The organism is Sphingopyxis sp. MC1 (assembly GCF_000371385.1).
Lineage (GTDB): Bacteria > Pseudomonadota > Alphaproteobacteria > Sphingomonadales > Sphingomonadaceae > Sphingopyxis > Sphingopyxis terrae.
Window position 1 is genome coordinate 210,198 of sequence record NZ_AOUN01000006.1, and the last position, 20,978, is coordinate 231,175.

A 20,978-nucleotide genomic window follows, 5' to 3' on the forward strand; every position below is an offset into this window, starting at 1 on the left:
ATATGACCGACCAGACCGCGAAAATCACCCTGGGCGACAAGACTGTCGAGAGTCCGGTGCTGAAGGGCACCGTCGGCCCCGACGTCGTCGACATCCGCAAATTCTACGGCCAGACCGGCGCCTTCACCTATGATCCGGGCTTCACCTCGACCGCGAGCTGCGAGTCGAAGCTGACCTATATCGACGGCGACGAAGGCGTCCTGCTCCACCGCGGTTATGCGATCGGCGATCTTGCCGAACATTCGACCTTCATGGAGGTCGCCTATCTGCTCCTGAACGGCGAATTGCCGAGCGGCGACGAGCTGGCGAAGTTCGATACCACGATCACGCGCCACACGATGCTGCATGAACAGCTTGCGACCTTCTATCGCGGCTTCCGCCGTGACGCGCACCCGATGGCGATCATGTGCGGCGTGGTTGGCGCGCTGTCCGCCTTTTATCATGATTCGACCGAAATCCACGATCCGCACCAGCGCATGATCGCGAGCCACCGCCTGATCGCCAAGATGCCGACGATCGCGGCGATGGCGTATAAATATTCGGTGGGTCAGCCCTTCATCTATCCGCAGAACGACCTCAGCTACACGCATAATTTCCTGCGCATGACCTTCGGCGTTCCGGCCGAGGAATATGAGGTTGATCCGGCGGTCGTCCGCGCGCTCGACCGCATCTTCATCCTGCATGCCGACCATGAGCAGAATGCATCGACCTCGACCGTTCGCCTTGCGGGTTCGTCGGGCGCCAATCCCTTCGCGTGCATTGCGGCGGGCATCGCCTGCCTGTGGGGTCCGGCGCATGGCGGGGCCAACGAAGCCGCGCTCAACATGCTGCGCGAAATCGGCCGTCCCGAACGCATCCCCGAATATATCGCGCGCGCGAAGGACAAGGATGATCCGTTCCGCCTGATGGGCTTCGGCCACCGCGTTTACAAGAATTACGACCCGCGTGCGACGGTGATGCAGAAAACCGTGCGCGAGGTGTTCACCGCGCTCAAGGTCAACGACCCGGTCTTCGACGTCGCGCTGCAGCTTGAGGAAATGGCGCTCAACGACGATTATTTCGTCGAAAAGAAGCTCTTCCCCAATGTCGACTTCTATTCGGGCGTCATCCTGTCGGCGATCGGCTTCCCGACCACGATGTTCACCGCCCTCTTCGCGCTCGCCCGTACCGTCGGCTGGGTCGCGCAGTGGAACGAGATGATCTCGGACCCCGCGCAGAAGATCGGCCGCCCGCGCCAGCTCTACACCGGCCCGACGCAGCGCGCCTACGTCCCCGTCGACAAGCGCTGAGGCGGTACCGGGAATCTATCCCGGTTCAGAACCGCTTGCAGAAAGGGGCCGCATATGCGGCCCCTTTTTTGTGCGCCCACCCGAGCGGAGCCGTCAATCGATGCGGTCCAGAAGCTCGGCAAGCTTGCCGAACATCGCGTCTATCTCTGTCTTTTCAACGATCAGCGGCGGCGACAGCGCGATGATGTCGCCCGTTGCGCGCACCAGCAGGCCGCTGTCGAAGGCAGCATGGAACAACTCCATCGCCCGCGCCGTCGGAGCGCCAGGTCGTGGTTCGAGTTCGATGCCGGCGACAAGCCCGATCGTGCGAATATCGATGATGTGGCGCCGCCCCTTCAGGCTGTGCGCCGCATCCTCCCAATAGCCGGCGAGTTCGTTCGCCCGGTCGAACAGCGCTTCGCGCGCATAAATATCGAGCGTCGCCAGCCCCGCCGCGCTCGCGAGCGGGTGGCCCGAATAGGTATAACCGTGGAACAGCTCGATCCCGCCCGGCACGCTTTCGATCACGGCGTCGTGGAGGTCGCGCTTCACCGCGACCGCGCCCATCGGCACCGCCGCGTTGGTCAGCCCTTTCGCCATGGTGATGATGTCGGGGGTCACCCCCCAGGCCTCGGCAGCGGTCGCCGCGCCGACGCGGCCGAAGGCGGTAATCACCTCGTCGAAGATCAGGATGATGCCATGCCGGTCACAAATTTCGCGCAGCCGCTGGAGATAACCGGCCGGGGGAATCAGCACGCCGGTCGAGCCCGCCATCGGCTCGACGATCACCGCCGCGATCGTTTCGGCGCCATGCAGGTCGACGAGCCGCTGAAGGTCGTCGGCGAGTTCGGCGCCGTGCGCCGGGAAACCGCGCGTGAAGGCGTTGCGGGCCAGATCGTGCGTGTGCCGCAGATGATCGGTTCCGGGCAGCCCCGGCCAGGTGCGGCGATTGCTGACGATCCCGCCGACGCTGATTCCGCCGAAACCGACGCCATGATAGCCGCGCTCGCGCCCGATCAGCCGGGTGCGCGTCCCCTGCCCCTTCGCGCGCTGCACCGCCAGTGCGATTTTGAGCGCGGTATCGACCGATTCAGAGCCGCTGTTGGTAAAGAATATCCGGTCGAGCCCTTCGGGCATCAGCGCCGCGAGACGCTGCGCCAGCTCGAAGGGCAGCGGATGGCCAAGCTGAAACGTCGGCGCGAAATCGAGCGTTGTCGCCGCCTTGGCGATGGCTTCTGCAATTTCGGGGCGGCAGTGGCCGGCATTGCTGCACCACAGGCCCGAGGTGCCGTCGAGGATCCGGCGTCCGTCGCCCGACTGATAATACATCCCGCTCGCCGCGACGAGCTGACGCGGATGGGCCTTGTAGGAACGGTTCGCGGTGAAGGGCATCCAGAAACTTACCAGCTGGTCGTTGTCACCCTGCATCGTCATGTTCCTCTTCCCAAGAATCGTCATCGCGAGGAGCCGAAGGCGACGCGGCAATCCGTTCGCAATGACGATGCGTAATCTGGGCGCAATCTGGCGAGCTACCATGCGACTGGCAATGCCCGAAATGACCGACAACGGCCCCTCTGGCGCTCCGGCGGACTTCGCTATACGCTGCATGTTCCACAAACGGGCCGGCTCCTCGGCCCAATCGGGGGCGCATGTCAGTCAATCTGGAACAATGGATCAGCGACCATAATATCGACGAAGTCGAATGTATCGTTCCCGACATCAACGGGGTGCAGCGCGGCAAGGTTCTGCCCGCCAAGAAATTCCTCGCTTCGGTCAAGGACAAGTCGCTGCGGATCCCCGGCAGCGTCTTCATCTGCACGATCGACGGCCATTATCCCGAGGATATCGACGATGTCTGGGACAAGGATCCCGATAAGATCCTGCTTGCCGACCCCGATACCATCTGCGTCGCGCCGGGCTTCACCTCGCCGACGGCCTTCGTGATTGCCGATGCCTATAATGGCGACGGCACCGAGGTCGACATCGCGCCGCGGACGATCCTGAAAAAGGTGCTGGGCCTTTACCAGGACAAGGGTTGGAAGCCGATCATCGCACCCGAGGTCGAATTCTATCTCGTCTCGCAGAACACCGACCCCGACTTTCCGTTGACGCCGCCGACCGGCCAGTCGGGCCGGGCGGAAACCGCGAGCCAGCCCTATGGCCTTGAAGCCATGAACGAATATGAGGATATCATCGATCATATCTATGACGATTGCGAGCTGATGGGGCTCGATATCGACACGATGATCCACGAAATGGGCGCCGCACAGCTCGAGGTGAATTTCATGCACGGCGATCCGCTGCGGCTCGCCGACGAGGTGTTTCTCTTCAAGCGCGTCGTCCGCAACGTCGCGAAACAGCACAGCGTCTATGCGACCTTCATGGCGAACCCGATGGCCGGTCAGCCGGGAAGCGCGATGCACATTCACCAATCGGTCGTCGATGCCGAGACGGGGCGCAACCTGTTCGCGACCGCCAACGGCCGCGACAGCGCGGCCTTTCGATCCTATGTCGCGGGGCTGATCCGCTTCATGCCGCAAATCTCGCCCATGTGGGCGCCCAATGTGAACAGCTTTCGCCGGATGCGTCCCGACAGCGCAGCGCCGATCAACGTCCAGTGGGGCGTCGACAACCGGTCATGCGGTTTTCGCATCCCGGTGTCGGACAAGAACAACCGCCGCGTCGAAAACCGTCTGCCCGGCGCCGACAGCAATCCCTATCTTGCGATCGCGGCCTCGCTCGTCTGCGGCTATATCGGCATGATCGACCGCATGGTTCCGCCCAAGCCGATCACCGGCAGCGCCTATAACCGCGCCCGCACCCTGCCGCGCACGCTGGAAGCCGCGCTCGACCGGTTCAGCTCGTGCAAGAAGGTCCGCAACCTGCTCGGCGACGATTTTTTCGAAATCTTCTACGCCGTGAAGGATTATGAGCTGTTCAACTATCAGTCGGTGGTGTCGAGCTGGGAGCGCGAACATCTGCTGATGCGCGTTTGACGCGCGCGACGCCATGACCGACCCGCTGAACAACAGCTATTATTCGGCGACCGCGCACGATTGCCTCGTGGATGCGGACATCGCGGGCGCATACGCCTGCGACGTTGCCGTAATCGGCGGCGGCTTTACCGGCTTGTCGGCCGCCCTTGCCTGCGCCGAGAGAGGCTTTTCGGTCATTCTCGTCGAAGCGGAACGGGTTGGCTTCGGCGCATCGGGACGCAATGGCGGGCAGTTGATCCCCGGTCTTCGCTGGTCGGCGTCCGAACTCGAAGCCGAATTCGGCCGCGAACGCGCCGATGCCTTGTTCGATCTTTGCTGGCGCGACAACCGCGTAAAGCACCGGATCGCGACACATGGCATCGACTGCGATCTCAAGGCAGGGCATGTCGAGGCCGCGTGGACACCGAAAGATTTCGATGCGATGCGGCGCGAGGCCGACTATCTGGGCCAACGCCACGGCTATGAAACCGATGTGGTCGCCAAGGCCGACATGGACGCCCATATAGCAAGCCCGCTCTATCATGGCGGTGTCTACGATCCGCAGGGCGGGCATTTCCATCCACTCAATTACGCGATCGGTTTGGCGAAAGCCGCCGAAGCGGCCGGCGTCCGGATACTTCAGGGACAGCGTGCAAACTGGATTCTCGACGGCAACGGCGGCGAACTGTTTCTCGACCGATCGACGATAGAGGCGCGCTATTTCATCGACGCCACCGATAGCTGGATCGGCGAGGTCGAGCCCGATCTCGGGCGTTACACGGTGCCGATCATGAACTACAACATCGCGACGGCGCCGCTGCCGAACGCCGATGACCTGCTCCCTACCGACGCCGCAGTCGCCGACAGCCGTTTCGTGCTCAACTATTTTCGCCTGTCGGCCGACAAGCGCCTGATCTTCGGCGGCGGCGAGCGTTATTCGCAGACGCCGCCGCGCGACATCGCAGCGTTCGTGCGTCCGTTCATGGCCGAGGTGTTTCCGCAGGTCGCCAATGCCGAAATCGACTATGGCTGGGGCGGTACGGTCGCGGTGACGATGAACCGGCTGCCGCATATCGGCCGGCGCGGAAATGTCTTTTTCGCGCACGGATTTTCGGGGCATGGCGCGCTGATCACGACGACCGCCGGCGAGTTGATCGCCGAGGCGCTGGCGGGGACCGCCGAACGCTTCGACGTGCTCGCGAGCCTGCCCTCGCACCCCTTTCCCGGCGGCAAATGGCTGCGCCGCCCGCTCGCGACGCTGGGCCTTCTCTATTACGCACTGAAAGACAGGCTGGGATGATCGCCGACGCCTCCATCGCCCGCGTCGCCGCGCGCGAGGCCGAACGCTTCCGCGCCGACAACCCGCGCGCTTTCGCGCATCAGGCCGCGGCGACCGGCTGGTTCCAGTCGGTGCCCTTCCACTGGATGAAAGATTGGCCCAGCCCGGTGCCGATCGTCGCCGCGTCGGCCAAGGATGCGACGCTGACGAGTATCGACGGGCGGACCTATGACGATTTCTGCCTTGGCGACACGGCCAGCCTTTTCGGACATTCGCCGCCCGCGCTCGCCGCCGCGCTCGCACGGCAGGCGGCCGAGGGGCTGAGCTATATGCTGCCCACGAACCGCGGCGCCGCGCTGTCGGCGAAGCTGTCGGTCATGTTCGGCTTTCCGCAATGGCAGGTGACGACGACGGCAAGCGAAGCCAATCGCGCCGTCATCCGCTGGTGTCGCGGGATCAGCGGCCGGCCGAAAATCCTTATCTTCAACGGCGCCTATCATGGCGCGGTCGACGATGCGTTCGTCGATCTGAAAGACGGCGCGCCGGTGATGCGCGCCAGCCTGATCGGCCAGATCCACGATCTTCGCGGCACGACGACGGTGATCGAATTCAACGACGCAGGCACGCTTGCCGCCGCGCTGCGCGGCGGCGATATCGCCTGCGTCCTCGCCGAACCCGTCATGACCAATGTCGGCATGGTGCAGGACGCGCCGGGCTTCCTCGAAACGCTGCGCAGCCTGTGCGACGAGACGGGCACGCTGCTGGTTTTCGACGAAACGCACAGCATCTCGTCGGGCTATGGCGGCCATGCCCGCACCCACGGCCCGATGGCCGATCTGATGGTCGTCGGAAAGTCGATCGGCGGCGGCGTGCCGTGCGCCGTCTATGGTTTCAGCGCCGCGGTCGCGGAGCGCATGGCGGCGCTCAACAGGAGGCGCCCGCCGGGGCATAGCGGCATCGGCACGACGCTCTCCGCCAACGCGCTTGCGATCACTGCGATGGACGTCATGCTCGGCGAGGTCATCACCCCCACCGCCTATGACGCCATGCTGCGCGGCGCCGCGCGGCTCGTCACGGGGCTGGAGCGCGAAATCGCCGCTGCGTCGCTCGACTGGCACGTCACGCAGGTCGGCGCGCGGGTCGAATTCCTCACCTGCCCCGTCCCGCCCCGCAGCGGCGGCGAGGCGAAGGCGGCGATGCATCCCGCGCTGGAGGCCGCGATCCACATTTTCCTCGCCAATCGGGGAATTTTGCTGGCGCCATTTCACAATATGATGTTGGTGAGCCCGGTGACCGGCGACGACCAGATCGACCGGCTGGTCGGCGGCTTCGCCGACTGCATCAAGGCGCTGAAGGAGTAGTGGGGCAATGGCGAAGTCGTCGGGCGTGATCGCGCCGCGGTCGGAGGCCGAGGAATTCTTCCGGGCCAATCCCGACGTCGATTCGATCGAGATGATCTATACCGACATGGGCGGCGTCCCGCGCGGCAAGCGGCTGCGCCAACATGAAGTGCTCGCTGTCTATGAAAGCGGACGCATGTTCCCCGGCTCGATCACTGTCGTCGACATCACTGGGCAGGACACCGTCGAAACGGGCTTGGTCTGGGAAGATGGCGACGCCGACCGATCGATGAAGCCGATCCCCGGCACCCTCGTCCGCACGCCGTGGGGCGGCGATCGGGCCGCGCAGTTCCTCGTCGATTTTTATGAACTCGACGGCACGCCGCACGACCTCGATCCCCGCCATGTGCTCGGCAGCGTGATCGACCGCTACACCGCCGACGGCCTGACCCCGGTGCTTGCAGTCGAGCTGGAATTCTACCTGCTCGACCCGCGCCGCGCGCGCGACGGGTCGGTGCGCCCCGCCCGCCCCGGCTACAGCCGCGACACGCCGCGCAATGTCGAAGTCTATGGCCTGCGTGAACTCGACGACTTTCGTCCCTTCTTCGACGCCCTCTATGCGGCGACCGACGTCCAGGGCCTGCCGCTCGAAAGTGCGATCAGCGAATTTGCGCCCGGCCAGTTCGAGCTGACGCTGCGCCACAAGCCCGACGCGCTGCGCGCCTGCGACGACGCGATCATGTACAAAAGGCTGGTCAAGGCGATCGCCCAGCAACATGGGCTCGAGGCGACCTTCATGGCCAAGCCTTTCGCCGAACAGGCGGGGAGCGGGATGCACATCCACGTCTCGGTCAACGATGGCGCGGGCGGCAATATCTTTGCGAGCGACGATCCCGAGGGCACCGATGCGCTGCGCCACGCGATCGGCGGCATGATCGGCAGCGTCGGCGACGGCTTTGCGCTCTTTGCCCCGCACGCCAACAGCTATCGCCGGTTCAAGGCGAACAGCTACGCCCCCGTAGCGCCGACGTGGGGGGTCAACAATCGCACCGTGTCCTTCCGCATCCCGGCCGGGCCGCCGCCAAGCCGGCATGTCGAGCATCGCGCTTGCGGCGCCGATGCCAATCCCTATCTCGCGGTAGCCGCCGTGCTCGCCGGCATGCATCACGGAATGACAAGCCGGACCGACCCGGGTCCGGCGGTCGTCGGCAACGGCTATGATCGCGACGCCTCGGGCGACGACAAGCCGCCGTCGAACTGGTTCGCGGCGGTCGACCGCTTCCACGCCTCGGCGCTGATGCGCGATTATCTCGGCGACCGCTTCGTCGACATGTTCAGCATCGTGAAGCGGGTCGAACAGGATCGCTATTTCGGGACGGTGCCGACGATCGACTACGACTGGTATCTGCGCAACGCATAGCGACCTGCCTGGGCCACGACGCACGAAAATGTCACGGATTCGTGTTGCGGTGCAAAAAAGCCTCTTTTCAAGCCGACATTAATGAGTCAGCTTGCGGTCACAATCAGGGAGGCCAGCCATGGATTTGAACGAACTGCTCGCGCAGGGCCGCAATCGCCGCTCGCTGCTTCAGGCGATGGGCGTCGCCGCAATCGGGATCAGCTTCGGCGGCCTCGCCGCGTGCAGCAAGGGCAGCGACAAGAAGCTTGCCAACGGCGAAGAGGCCAAGCTCAACTTCTACAACTGGGACACCTATATCGGCGAAACGACGCTCGACGATTTCAAGGCGTCGACCGGCGTCGATGTCACGATGGACCTGTTCGACAGCAACGACACGCTGTTCGCGAAGTTCAAGGCGGGCAATCCCGGCTATGACGTCATCGTGCCGTCGAACGACTTTGTCGAACGCATGGCGCGCGCCGACATGCTGATGCCGCTCGATCATGCGCAGATCCCGAACATGAAGAATATCGACCCCAGCTTCCTGAACGTCGATTATGATCCGGGCCGCAAATTCTCGATGCCTTACACCTGGCTGGTTCTGGGTATCGGCTATCGCAAGTCGAAGGTGAAGACCGCGCCCGACAGCTGGAAGGTCCTGTTCGACAGCGACGAATATAAGGGCCGCATGGCCTGGCTGTCGGAGGCCGGCGACATGTTCCGCCTCTATGGCAAATATCTCGGCAAATCGGTCAATTCGCTGACGCCGGAGGATATTCAGACCATTTCGGCGATGATGATCAAACAAAAGCCCTATGTGAAGAAATTCCACGAGGATGACGGGCAGGATCTGCTGCTCAAGGGCGACGTCGATGTCGTGCTCGAATATAATGGCGACATCGCGCAGGCGATGACCGAGGATCCCGATCTCGATTTCGTCGTGCCGAAGGAAGGCAGCCAGCTCAATTCGGATACGCTGTGCATTCCGAAGGGCGCGCCGCACCCGAAGAACGCCCACGCCTTCATCAACTATATGCTCGATGCCGAGGTCGACAAGAAGATCACCGAAACGATCCTCTACCCGACCCCAAATGCCGCCGCGAAGGCGCTGATGCCCGACAGCTACAAGAACAATCCGGTCATCTTCCCGCCCGCGGACGTGCTCGCCAAGTGCGAATATGCGAAGTTCAACGAAAAGCTTCAGCCGCTCTACGAGGAAGCCTTTACGAAGGTGCGGGCGTCGTAACGGTCTGAAAGGGGCATCGGGGGGATGGCCGAGCAGGACTGGAAAGCGAACAAGCGGGTCTTCGCGGCGGTGTCGGTTCCGACCCTGCTATGGACCCTCCTGTTCTTCGTCATCCCGATGGCGATCGTCTGGTTCTACAGCTTCGGCGAGAACCGCGGCCTGACCGAGATCGAATTTTCGGGAACGCTCGAAAATTACAAGCGCGCGACCGAAATTCTCTATCTGTCGATCTTCGGCAAAAGCTTCGCGGTTGCAGCACTCGTTACGCTGATCTGCCTGATCGTGGGCTTTCCCGTGGCGATGGCGATCACCTTCGCGAGCGAGAAATGGCGGCCGTGGCTGCTGCTCGGCATCATGCTGCCCTTCTGGACCAATTTGCTGATCCGCACCTATGCGCTGATGATGCTGCTCGGCACCCAGGGCTTTGCCAACAAAGGGCTGGGCGCGCTGTGGGACGGCGCGAGCTGGCTCAAGACGCTCGTCGGGATGCAGCCGCTTCCGACATGGGAGCCGGTGCAACTGCTCTTCAACAATTTCGCGGTCGTCTTCGGACTCGTCTACGTCCACCTGCCCTTCATGGTGCTGCCGCTCTATGCGGCGCTTGACCGGCTCGACCGCAGCCTGATTGAGGCGAGCCTCGACCTTGGCGCGGGGCATTTCCGCACGATCATGCGCATCGTCGTGCCGCTGGCCGCGCCGGGCATCGTCGCCGGCGTAATGATCACGCTGATCCCCGCGCTCGGCGCCTATCTCACGCCGGACCTGATGGGCGGGACCGACAGCCAGATGATCGCGAACGTCATCGAACGCCAGTTCAAGAAGGCGAACGACTGGCCATTCGGCGCGGCGCTCTCTTTCATCCTCATCTATGCCATGTTCATCCTGATCGCGCTGCAATCGATGCGGCGCAAGGTGCCGGAGGCGCGCTGATGGCGATCTTTTCCCGCACCCCGCGCGCGCCGCTGGAATATAGCCGCACCCTGTGGATGCGGCTGTGGGTCGGCGCAGTCATGGTCTTTCTCTACGCTCCGCTGGTCGTGCTGATGATCTTCAGCTTCAACGACAGCAAGCGCAACGTCGTCTGGCGCGGCTTCACGCTCAAATATTATGACAAGGCGCTCGGCAACGACGTGCTGGTCGAAGCGCTCGTCAACTCGCTCACCATCGCGGCGCTCGCGACGCTTATCAGCCTGATCCTCGGCGCGGTCGCGGCGGTGATGCTCTGGCGTTTCCGCTTCCCGTTGAAGGGCGCGGTCGACGGAACGATTTCGCTGCCGATCATCGTTCCCGAAATCTGCATGGGCGTCGCCTTCCTGATCTTCTTTGCCAAATGGCTCGAATGGCCGACCGACCTGATCTGGCCCTTCAATCTCGGCGCGATCATCATTGCCCACATCACCTTCTGCTTTCCGTTCGTGACGATGGTCGTGCGATCGCGCCTCGCCAGCTTCAACCGCGAGCAGGAGGAAGCGGCAAAGGATCTCGGCGCCGGCGAATGGGCGGTGTTCCGCGATGTGCTGATCCCGCACATGCGCCCGGCGCTGATCGCGGGCGCGCTGCTGTCCTTCACGCTCAGCCTCGACGATTTCGTCATCACCTATTTCACCAGCGGCCCCGACACGATCACCTTCCCGGTGAAGGTCTATTCGATGGTCCGCTTCTCGGTGACGCCCGAAGTCAATGCGGCATCGACGCTGCTCATCCTCCTCACCATCCTGCTCACCGCCGTCGCGCTGAAACTTCAGGGCGTCAAAGCCATTGCGGAAACCCACTGACCATGACCGACGCGCCCAGGCCGATCATCCAGATCCAGAATGTCTCCAAACGCTTCGGCAAGGTGACCGCGGTCGATAACGTCAGCCTCGACATCATGGCGGGCGAGTTCTTCGTGCTGCTCGGCCCGTCGGGCTGCGGCAAGACGACGCTGCTGCGCATGATCGCCGGCTTCGAATTGCCGACCGAAGGCCATATCCTGATCGACGGGCAGGACATGGCCGGTATCCCGCCGAACAAGCGGCCGGTGAACATGGTGTTCCAGAGCTATGCCGTCTTTCCGCACATGAGCGTCACCGACAATGTCGCCTACGGCCTCAAGATCGCTGGCGTGCGCGGCGGCGAAATCAAGGACCGCGTTGCCGAAGCGCTCGAGCTGGTAAAGCTCGGCGGCTTCGAAGACCGGATGCCCGACCAGATGTCGGGCGGCCAGCGGCAGCGCGTCGCGCTGGCGCGCAGCCTCATCATGCGGCCGAAGGTGCTGCTCCTCGACGAACCGCTGTCGGCGCTCGACGCCAAATTGCGCGCGCAGATGCAGTTCGAGCTCGCCGACCTGCAGGACCAGGTCGGCATCACCTTCGTCACCGTGACGCACGACCAGGATGAGGCGCTGTCGATGGCGAGCCGCATCGCGGTGATCAACAAGGGCGACGTGGCGCAGCTCGCCGGGCCTTCGGACCTGTACGAATATCCCGCCAATCGCTTCGTTGCCGATTTCGTCGGTTCGGTGAACATCTTCGAAGGCAAGCTGACGCTCGACGAACCCGATCGCGCCGCGGTCGATTGCCCCGGATTGGGGCGCGTCTATCTGAACCATGGCGTGACCGGCCCGCATGGCGCCGACGTCTGGGTCGCGCTGCGGCCCGAGAAAATCTATCTGCACGTTCCGGGCGAAGGCAAAGCGGTGCGCGCCGCGGCGCAGGACGCCCCCGAGGGGCATAATTTTGCGCGCGGCACGATCAAGGGCATGAGCTATCTCGGCGATATCACCCTGTACGATATCGAACTCGAATCGGGCGCGCGGCTACGCGTGTCGCGCCCCAATCTATCGCGCCACGACCAGGAGGATTTCACCTGGGACGACAAGGTCAGCATGCACTGGCGCGCCGACAGCCCGGTGGTGTTGCTGGGCTGACGGCAACCCTTGCACCATCGTCACCCCGGACTTGATCCGGGGTTCATGACTTCCGGCGCCGCGGTGGATCCCGGATCAAGTCCGGGATGACGAAATCAATGGGCTTTCTTGCCCGGCACAAAGTGCAACACGCCGGCGATCACGCTGCCGAGCAGCAATCCGAAGATGCCGTCGCCGGTCGCCTTGATGAGCCACGTCCAAAGCCCTTCGAGCGGCAGTCCGCCCGCGACCGAATGAGCCAGCGACTCGAGCGCTTCGGCGATGCCGCCGATATGATATTCGTGCAGGCCGTGCAGCACGATCTGCCCGCCGACCCACAGCATTGCTGCGGTGCCGATGGTCGCGAGCGCCGCCAGCAGACTGGGCATGAGGTTGACCAGCGCGCGCCCGATCGCCTGCCGCGCCGCCGATCCGCGCTTGGCCATGTGCAGGCCGATGTCGTCCATTTTCACGATCAACCCGACCACGCCATAGACCGCGATGGTAATCAGCACCGCAACCAGCGCAAGCGTGGCGCCGCGCATCAGGAGATGTTCGTCCAGCACTTCGTTGAGCGCGATCACCATGATTTCGGCCGACAGGATGAGGTCGGTGCGCACCGCCCCCTTCACCATCGTCTCTTCATGATCCTTGTCGGCCACGATCTCGGCGTCCTCGGCAAGGTTCGTCTTGTCCTTCTGCAGTGCGTGGATGACCTTCTCCGCACCCTCGAAGCTGAGATAGGCGCCGCCCATCATCAACAGCGGCGTGATCGCCCAGGGCAGGAACGTCGACAGCAGCAGCAGCGCCGGCAGGATCAGCACCAGCTTGTTGAACAGCGACCCCTTGGTGATCCGCCAGATGATCGGCAATTCGCGATCGGGCGTGAAGCCGGTGACGTAGCGCGGCGTCACCGCGGTATCGTCGACCACTACCCCTGCGGCCTTGGCGCCGGCCTTCGACGCCGCGGCGCCGACGTCGTCTATGCTCGCCGCCGCAACCTTGGCGATAGTGGCAACGTCATCGAGCAGCGCAAAAAGGCCGGATGGCATGGAGGTCGATCCTTTTACTGGATATAGGCCCTCAACCCGCTCGTCCTGAGCGTGTCGAAGGACCGTTCTTCTCTTCACGTCTAAAGAAGAAAACAGTGCTTCGACAAGCTCAGCACGAACGGGAATGGCAAGAAATCGCTAGAGCGCCCGCAGCTTCGGCATCACCTTGTCGAGCGATTTGCGGATGATCGCCACCATCTCGTCGATCTGTTCGGTGGTGATGACCAGCGGCGGGCACATGACGAGGCTGTCGCGGATACCGCGGACCATCAGTCCGTTTGCAATGCACGCGTCGCGCGCCATCGGGCCGGCGGTCCCTTCGGCACCGCCAAACCGCGCGCGCGTTTCCTTGTCGGCGACGATCTCGACCGCGCCGAGCAGGCCGATCGAGCGCGTTTCACCGACGAGCGGATGATCGTCCAGCGTTGCAAGCGCTTTCGCCAGATGCGGCCCCGTAACGCTGCCGGTGCGTTCGACCAGCCCTTCGCGTTCGATGATCTCGATATTCTTGAGCGCGACTGCCGCAGCGACCGGATGGCCCGAATAGGTAAAGCCGTGGACGAAATCGCCGCCGGTCTTGAGCACATCGACGACATGGCTCGCCACCGCCGTCGCCGAGATCGGAAGGTAGCCCGACGAAAGCCCCTTCGCCATCGGCATCAGGTCGGGGGTGAAACCCATGGTTTCATGCCCCCACATCTTGCCGGTGCGCCCGAAGCCGCAGATGACTTCGTCGGCCACGAGCAGCAGGCCATATTTGCGCACCACCGCCTCGACCTTCGGCCAATAGCCCTTGGGCGGGATGATGACCCCACCGGCGCCCTGAACCGGCTCGCCGATGAAGGCGGCGCAATTTTCGGGACCGACTTCCAGGATCTTGTCCTCGATCGCAGCCACGCAGGCATCGCAGAATTCTTCCTCGGTCATCCCCTGCCCTTCGCCGTAGAAATAGGGCTGGCGGACATGTTCGACGCCGGGAATAGGCAGGTCGCCCTGCGCATGCATGGCCTTCATCCCGCCGAGCGATACGCCCGCCACGGTCGAACCGTGATAGGCATTCCAGCGGCTGATGAAGACGGTCCGTTTGGGCTCGCCCTTCAGTTTCCAATAATGGCGCACCATACGGAACACCGTGTCGTTCGCCTCGCTGCCCGAGGCATTGAAAAAGATATGCGGCAGGCGCCCGCCGGTGAGCTCGGCGATCTTGGCCGCGAGCGTCACCGTCGGCGGCGTCGCGGTCTTGAAGAAAGTATTATAGAAGGGCAGTTCGCGCATCTGCGCAGCCGCGGCCTCGACCAGTTCCTCGCGGCCATAGCCGACATTGACGCACCAGAGGCCCGCCATGCCATCGAGGATACGGTGGCCGTCGCCGTCGACGATCGTGCAGCCTTCGGCATGGGTGATGATGCGGCTGCCGCCGAGTTTTTCGATTTCGGCCCAGTCGGCCTGCGCGGGAAGATGATGCGCGACGTCGAGGCGGCGCAGTTCGGCGATGTCGTGATTACGGGGCATAATATCATCCTGATCCAGAAGTCCGTTCGCATCGAGCGAAGTCGAGATGCCTCTCTGCCTTGCGCTGCGACGATAGGTGTCTCGACTTCGCTCGACACGAGCGGAGACGAGGGATTCGGGTTCAATCAGGGCGAAAAGCTGATCCGCGCGAGATAGCGATCATATCGGGTGACGCGGCGGTTCATAGTTCGCCTCTTAGCGCGCGGCCGAGAAGGTGGAAATAGGTCTGGCTCTGATCATTGACGTCGGTCGCCCATTCGGGGTGCCATTGCACCGCAAGCAGCGGCGCTCCGTTCGGCCGCGCGCTATAGGCCTCGACCAGCCCGTCGGGTGCACGCGCTTCGACCGCCAGGCTGTCGGCAAGCGCGCCGATGCCTTGATAATGAACCGAATTGACCTCGAGCGAGGGCGCGGCATAGGCCGACGCAAGCAGGCCGCCTTCGACGAGATCGACCTTGTGCCGATGGTCGAACATCGCGTCGAAAGCGGCATCGTCAGGGGCGTGATGGTGCAACAGTTCGTCGCTCGCCGACGTGTCGCGGCGCAGCGTTCCGCCCAACGCCACGTTGATTTCCTGAAAACCCCGGCAGATGCCGAACAGCGGGCGCTGTGCGGCGATCGTCGCTTCGACAAGCTCGATCATCATCCGGTCGCGATCGGGGTCGAACGGTCCCTCGCCCGCTGCCGTATCGCCATAGAGCGCCGGCGCGACATTCGACGGCGTTCCGGTGAGCAGCACGCCGTCGAGCCGCCCGACGATCTCGCGCGCGTGCATATGGTCGGGAAGTGACGGGATGATGAGCGCCGCGCAATCGGCGTAGCGCATCGCGGCGGTCGCATAGCGGTTGATCACCGTTTGCGCGACCTCTGTCCCGACGGTGCGGTTGCAGGCGATAATACCGAGGACGGGGCGCGCGGACATGCCCCCTTGCTGCCGCCTTTTGCGTCCTCGCGCCAGCGGATTTTTTCAGCGATGCTGGCGCGCGAATGCCGCAGCGGCACCGAAAAGGCCGGGCTGCGGGTGGGTGATCAATTTGACCGGGATCGCCGCCATGAAATTCTCGAAGCGCCCCTTGGCGACGAAGCGCTCGGGGAAACCCGACCGGACGAGCTGGTCGCGGATACGCAGGCCAAGCCCCCCCGCGATCACGACGCCGCTGGCGCCCTGTGCAAGCGCAAGGTCGCCTGCAACGCTGCCGAGCGACAGACAGAAGCGATCCGCAGCCGCAGCCGCCAGCGCATCCTCGCCGCTCAGCGCCGCTGCCCATATCGTGCGGTCATCGAGCGGAGTGATCGCGCGTCCTTCCATGCTCGCCAGCGTTTCATAAATATCGACGATGCCGGGACCGGATACGATACGCTCTACCGACACGCGGCGATGGCGTTTGCGCAGCCGCGCGAGGATGGCGTCCTCGATGCTGTCGAGCGGCGCGAAATCGACATGTCCGCCTTCGGTCGCCTGGACGCGATAGTCGGTCCCATCGCGCCATACATGCGCGACGCCAAGCCCGGTCCCGGGGCCGATAACGCTGACCGTTCCCATTGCGGGAAGCGGCTCGTCCGGGCCTGTCAGCCGCTCGAAATATTGCGCCTCGGCCTGCGCGACCGCATGACCGACAGCCTCGAAATCATTGACCAGCGTATAGCGGTCGACATTCAGCTTCTCGCCGATCAGCGCCGGGCGAATGATCCAGGGATTGTTGGTGAAGCGAATGATCTCGCCACGCGTCGGCCCCGCGATCGCAATGGCGACGGCGCGCGGGAGCGCACCGCCCTGCCGCCGCTCGAAATCCTGCCAGGCGGTCTGAAAGCTGGCGTGATCCTTTGTATGCAGCGTCGTTTCGGGCCCGAGCGAAACAACGCGGCCGGCCGCCACCTCGGCGATCGCGAAACGGGCGTGCGTGCCGCCGATATCGACCGTGACGATGGCTTCGCTCATGACTCTCCCTCGCCGGTCCATCATGGCCGGATCGCGTCCGGAATGTCGCAGGCCCGGCAGCGATGCAACAGGGCATAGCTATGCACGGTCGCGCCCGCGAATCCTGAATTTCGATGCCGAAGGGAAATGGCGCACCCGGAACGATTCGAACGTCCGACCCTCAGATTCGTAGTCTGATGCTCTATCCAGCTGAGCTACGGGTGCGTGGAGCGGTGCCTTTAGGAGCAGTCGGCGGGGCGCGCAACCCCCTATTTCGACTTTGTGACGGTTCGGCAGGTCGACTGACGACGAATTGCGTCGAGCGACCCGATTTCCGCAGGATCCTTCAGCAGCAGGCGAATCAGCGCAATCCCGCGGTCGTGGCCGACGCGCACCACCTCGGCGCCCGGCGGCACCGCCTGCCCGTCGCGCACGACGATGATTCGATAGGGTTTTCCGCCCGCTTCGACGTCATTGCGCACGAAGGCGACGTCGGTCGCGGCATCGAAGATGCTGAGCGAAGAATAGCGCCCCGCGACAGGCACGACCCTAATCTCGACCGGCCCCGCCGCAAGGTCGAACGGACAGCTGGAATAGGCAAGATCGGGGCTCGGCCGCACGACAGGCTGGCGCGCGGGCGTCGCGAGCGGTCCCTGCGACATCTGATTGATGCCGCCGCGGGCAAGCCGGTCCATCGCAATCTTCATCATGCCATAGGGGATGGCGGCGATGGCCGCATAGCCGACCGCGAGCGCGGCGATCAGCCCGAAAGCGAGCGGTCCGATCCAGCGGCGCATGTCAGCACCCCTCCTTGACGATCGCGGGCAGCGCGGCCGCCGATGGCGCGGCGCGAACACCCTCGCCCGGATTGTACATGCGCAGCGTCAGGTCGAACGGCTGTCCCTTGATCCCGGGAAGCCAGGCACCATCGGCGGGCCGGTCGGGCGCGATGGTCACATGCCATTCACCCTTGTCGTCGAGCGGGACATTGGCGCCGTTGACCGACCAGATATTCGCGGCATTGGGGACCAGATAGCCTTTGGCGTCATAGACGGTCACGCTCCACCAGCGCGCATCGAGCGGCTTTCCCGACAGACGGTAACGGCAATCGCCGTCGAGCCGCGCGCCCGAGGCGTCGGTGCGCGCCATCCAGTAGAGCGTCTCCTTTGCCGGCAGCGCGAGCAGCCCCGAACGCGCGACCATCGCGCGCGTCAGCGGATCGGTCGCCTTCGTCCCATAGCCGAGCGAGGTCGTCCACGGACCGTTGCGGATTGCACCGTCGCCGAGCCCGCCTCGCGTCAGACCCCAGGCGCCGCCGAGCCCCACCGCTATCCCGCCCACCAGGGTGATCGCATAGCGGTGCCAGCTCTTCATGGCGTCATCCCCTCTTCAGCGCCGCCTGTGCTGCTGCCAGACGTGCGATGGGCACACGGTAGGGCGAGGCGCTGACATAGTCGAGCCCGGTCTGTTCGCAGAAGTGGATGCTCGGTGCATCGCCGCCATGCTCGCCGCAAATGCCCATCTTGATCCCCGCGCGGGCGCCGCGGCCGCGCTCGGCGGCGATCTCGATCAGCTGTCCGACGCCTTCGACGTCAAGGCTGACGAAAGGATCGGTCAGGAAGATGCCCTTGTCGACATATTGCGTCAGGAATCGGCCCGCGTCGTCACGGCTGATCCCGATCGTCGTCTGTGTGAGGTCGTTGGTACCGAACGAGAAGAATTCCGCCGTTTCGGCGATCTCGCCCGCCATCAGCGCAGCGCGCGGCAGTTCGATCATCGTCCCGACAAGATAGGCGATCTCGCGCCCCTTTTCGGCGAACACCGCCTTCGCCTGCGCGTCGACGACCGCCTTCATCAGATCGAATTCGCGGCGCGTCGCGACCAGCGGGATCATCACCTCGGGAATCGGCGCGGCGCCGGTTTCGGCGGCGACGTCGCACGCCGCCTCGAAGATCGCCCGCGCCTGCATCTCATAGATTTCGGGGTAAGTGACGCCAAGGCGGCAGCCGCGGTGGCCGAGCATCGGGTTGAATTCATGGAGTTCGTTCGCCCGCGCCTTCAGCGCCTCGACCCCCACCCCTGCCGCGGCGGCGACATCGGCAAAATCCTCCTCGCGCGTCGGCAGGAATTCGTGCAGCGGCGGGTCGAGCAGCCGGATCGTGACCGGCAGCCCCGCCATCACACCGAAGATCGCGGCAAAATCGCCGCGCTGTTCGGGCAGCAGCTTGGCGAGCGCGGCGCGGCGGCCATCCTCGCTGTCGGCCAGGATCATCTCGCGCACCGCAGTAATCCGCGCGGCGTCGAAGAACATATGCTCGGTGCGGCAAAGCCCGATACCCTCGGCGCCGAAATCGCGCGCGACCTGCGCGTCGGCGGGGGTTTCGGCATTGGTGCGCACCTTCATGCGGCGCACCTTGTCGGCCCAGCCCATCAGCGTGCCGAAATCGCCGACCAATTCCGGCTGAAGCGTCGGAACCTCACCCGCCATCACTTCGCCGGTCGACCCGTCGAGCGTGATGACATCGCCTTCGCGAAGCTCGCGCCCCGCGACGCGCAGCACGCGCGCATTGCCGTCGATCGCCAGCCCGCCGGCGCCCGAGACGCAGGGGCGCCCCATGCCGCGCGCGACCACCGCCGCGTGGCTCGTCATCCCGCCGCGCGCGGTCAAAATGCCCTTGGCGGCGTGCATGCCGTGAATATCCTCAGGGCTGGTTTCGACGCGGACAAGGATCACCGCCTCACCCATGCCCGCCGCCTTTTCGGCGCTGTCGGCGTCGAACATGATCTTGCCCGACGCGGCGCCGGGGCTGGCGGGCAGCCCCTTGGTCAGAACGTCGCGCGGCGCCTTCGGGTCGAGCGTCGGGTGGAGCAGCTGGTCGAGCGCACCCGGATCGACACGGCCGACCGCTTCCTCTTCGGAAATCAGCCCTTCGGCCGCCATTTCGACCGCGATGCGCAGCGCCGCCTTGGCGGTGCGCTTGCCCGATCGCGTCTGCAGCATCCACAGCATCCCGCGTTCGACGGTGAATTCGATATCCTGCATGTCGCGGTAATGGGTTTCGAGCGTGTCGAAGACGCGGCCCAATTCCCCGAAGGTTTCGGGCATCGCCTCTTCCATCGACAGCGGCTTTGCCCCCGCCTTTTCGCGCGCGATTTTCGTCAGATATTGCGGGGTGCGGATGCCGGCGACGACGTCCTCGCCCTGCGCATTGATCAGCCATTCGCCGTACCAGGCACGCTCGCCGGTCGCGGGATCGCGCGTGAAGGCAACGCCGGTCGCCGATGTGTCGCCCATATTGCCGAACACCATCGCCTGCACATTGACCGCGGTGCCCCATTCGCCGGGGATCGAGTTCAGGCGGCGATAGACTTTCGCACGGTCGCTTTCCCAGCTGGCGAAGACGGCGGCGATCGCACCCCATAGCTGGTCTTTCGGTTCCTGCGGAAAGGGTGCGCCGGTCTCGCGCTCGACGATCGCCTGATATTCCTTCACCAGCGCCTGCCAGTCTTCAGCCGACATCTCCGTATCGAGGAAAAAGCCCTTGTCTTCCTTCGCGATTTCAAGCGCCTCCTCGAACTCGGCATGGTCGAGCCCCATGACAACGTCAGCATACATCTGGATGAAGCGGCGATAGCTGTCCCACGCGAAACGCGGGTCGCCCGAGGCTTCGGAAAGCCCCGCGACGGTCGCATCGTTCAGCCCGAGGTTGAGGACGGTGTCCATCATCCCCGGCATCGACACGCGCGCGCCCGACCGGACCGAGACGAGCAACGGGTTCGCCGCGTCGCCGAACCGCTTGCCGGTGATCCCCTCGATATGCGCGATGCCGCTTTCGACGTCGGCGGTCAGCCCGTCGGGAAACGCTTCGCCATTGGCGTAATAGGCGGTGCAGACGTCGGTGGTGATCGTAAAGCCCGGCGGGACCGGCAGGCCGATCGACGCCATTTCGGCAAGGTTCGATCCCTTGCCGCCCAGCAATTCCTTCGAACGCTCGGCCGTCGTGGCCGCGCCGCCGAACAAATGCACCATCTTCGTCATGTCTTACTCCTGCTGCCCCGGGGAGGAGGTCGCGGCTGGATAGGTATGCAATCGCGGTTGGTC

Annotated in this window: 17 protein-coding genes and 1 tRNA gene; 9 read left to right on the plus strand and 9 right to left on the minus strand. The window is 64.2% G+C overall.

Going from position 1 to position 20,978, the window contains the following annotated elements; genetic code table 11:
- The first annotated feature begins 2 nt into the window (after nucleotides 1-2).
- A complete protein-coding gene (locus tag EBMC1_RS10130) occupies nucleotides 3-1,289 on the plus strand; it encodes a citrate synthase (RefSeq protein ID WP_003044597.1) in 1,287 nt (428 codons plus the stop codon).
- Between the two features lie 93 nt (nucleotides 1,290-1,382).
- Here the strand turns inward: EBMC1_RS10130 and EBMC1_RS10135 are convergent, their stop codons facing one another.
- Complete coding sequence (locus EBMC1_RS10135; protein WP_003044601.1) at nucleotides 1,383-2,702, minus strand: aspartate aminotransferase family protein; 1,320 nt, start codon at nucleotides 2,700-2,702, stop codon at nucleotides 1,383-1,385.
- A gap of 215 nt (nucleotides 2,703-2,917) precedes the next feature.
- Between EBMC1_RS10135 and EBMC1_RS10140 the strand changes: the two genes are divergently transcribed.
- The 8 genes from EBMC1_RS10140 (at nucleotide 2,918) to EBMC1_RS10175 (ending at nucleotide 12,415) form a co-directional block, all read left to right on the plus strand.
- Complete coding sequence (locus EBMC1_RS10140; RefSeq protein WP_003044604.1) at nucleotides 2,918-4,264, plus strand: glutamine synthetase family protein; 1,347 nt, start codon at nucleotides 2,918-2,920, stop codon at nucleotides 4,262-4,264.
- 13 nt (nucleotides 4,265-4,277) lie between these two features.
- On the plus strand, nucleotides 4,278-5,543 hold the full coding sequence (locus EBMC1_RS10145) for an NAD(P)/FAD-dependent oxidoreductase (RefSeq protein WP_003044607.1): 1,266 nt from the start codon (nucleotides 4,278-4,280) through the stop codon (nucleotides 5,541-5,543).
- Nucleotides 5,540-6,883, plus strand: a complete 1,344-nt coding sequence (locus EBMC1_RS10150; protein ID WP_003044610.1) for an aspartate aminotransferase family protein — start codon at nucleotides 5,540-5,542, stop codon at nucleotides 6,881-6,883. Before EBMC1_RS10145 ends, EBMC1_RS10150 begins: the two co-directional genes overlap by 4 nt.
- A 7-nt stretch (nucleotides 6,884-6,890) precedes the next feature.
- A complete protein-coding gene (locus EBMC1_RS10155) occupies nucleotides 6,891-8,282 on the plus strand; it encodes a glutamine synthetase family protein (RefSeq protein ID WP_003044612.1) in 1,392 nt (463 codons plus the stop codon).
- Between the two features lie 118 nt (nucleotides 8,283-8,400).
- Entirely contained in the window at nucleotides 8,401-9,507 is a 1,107-nt protein-coding gene (locus EBMC1_RS10160) for an ABC transporter substrate-binding protein (RefSeq protein WP_003044614.1), read from the plus strand.
- Between the two features lie 24 nt (nucleotides 9,508-9,531).
- A complete protein-coding gene (locus EBMC1_RS10165; protein WP_003044616.1) occupies nucleotides 9,532-10,437 on the plus strand; it encodes an ABC transporter permease in 906 nt (301 codons plus the stop codon).
- Nucleotides 10,437-11,282, plus strand: coding sequence for an ABC transporter permease (locus EBMC1_RS10170; protein WP_003044619.1), 846 nt, complete (start codon nucleotides 10,437-10,439; stop codon nucleotides 11,280-11,282). Before EBMC1_RS10165 ends, EBMC1_RS10170 begins: the two co-directional genes overlap by 1 nt.
- 2 nt (nucleotides 11,283-11,284) lie before the next feature.
- Entirely contained in the window at nucleotides 11,285-12,415 is a 1,131-nt protein-coding gene (locus EBMC1_RS10175; RefSeq protein ID WP_003044622.1) for an ABC transporter ATP-binding protein, read from the plus strand.
- 95 nt (nucleotides 12,416-12,510) lie between these two features.
- Here EBMC1_RS10175 and EBMC1_RS10180 read toward each other — a convergent pair whose 3' ends face one another.
- The 8 genes from EBMC1_RS10180 to ppdK form a co-directional block, all read right to left on the minus strand.
- Nucleotides 12,511-13,446, minus strand: coding sequence for a DUF808 domain-containing protein (locus EBMC1_RS10180; protein WP_003044625.1), 936 nt, complete (start codon nucleotides 13,444-13,446; stop codon nucleotides 12,511-12,513).
- A 138-nt stretch (nucleotides 13,447-13,584) separates the two neighbouring features.
- Entirely contained in the window at nucleotides 13,585-14,958 is a 1,374-nt protein-coding gene (locus EBMC1_RS10185; protein WP_003044626.1) for an aspartate aminotransferase family protein, read from the minus strand.
- A 181-nt stretch (nucleotides 14,959-15,139) separates the two neighbouring features.
- Nucleotides 15,140-15,880 (minus strand): gamma-glutamyl-gamma-aminobutyrate hydrolase family protein, encoded by a 741-nt coding sequence (locus EBMC1_RS10195; protein ID WP_003044627.1) that lies wholly within the window; start codon nucleotides 15,878-15,880, stop codon nucleotides 15,140-15,142.
- 45 nt (nucleotides 15,881-15,925) lie between these two features.
- The gene (gene glk / locus EBMC1_RS10200; RefSeq protein ID WP_003044629.1) at nucleotides 15,926-16,897 is read right to left on the minus strand and encodes a glucokinase; all 972 of its coding nucleotides are present in this window, start codon (nucleotides 16,895-16,897) and stop codon (nucleotides 15,926-15,928) included.
- Nucleotides 16,898-17,024: 127 nt separating this feature from the next.
- A tRNA-Arg gene (locus tag EBMC1_RS10205) sits at nucleotides 17,025-17,101 on the minus strand.
- Nucleotides 17,102-17,145: 44 nt separating this feature from the next.
- Nucleotides 17,146-17,673, minus strand: a complete 528-nt coding sequence (locus EBMC1_RS10210; protein ID WP_003044631.1) for a DUF1254 domain-containing protein — start codon at nucleotides 17,671-17,673, stop codon at nucleotides 17,146-17,148.
- Nucleotide 17,674: 1 nt separating this feature from the next.
- Entirely contained in the window at nucleotides 17,675-18,250 is a 576-nt protein-coding gene (locus tag EBMC1_RS10215) for a DUF1214 domain-containing protein (protein WP_003044633.1), read from the minus strand.
- A gap of 4 nt (nucleotides 18,251-18,254) precedes the next feature.
- Entirely contained in the window at nucleotides 18,255-20,915 is a 2,661-nt protein-coding gene (ppdK, locus tag EBMC1_RS10220; RefSeq protein WP_003044635.1) for a pyruvate, phosphate dikinase, read from the minus strand.
- Nucleotides 20,916-20,978 lie beyond the last annotated feature (63 nt).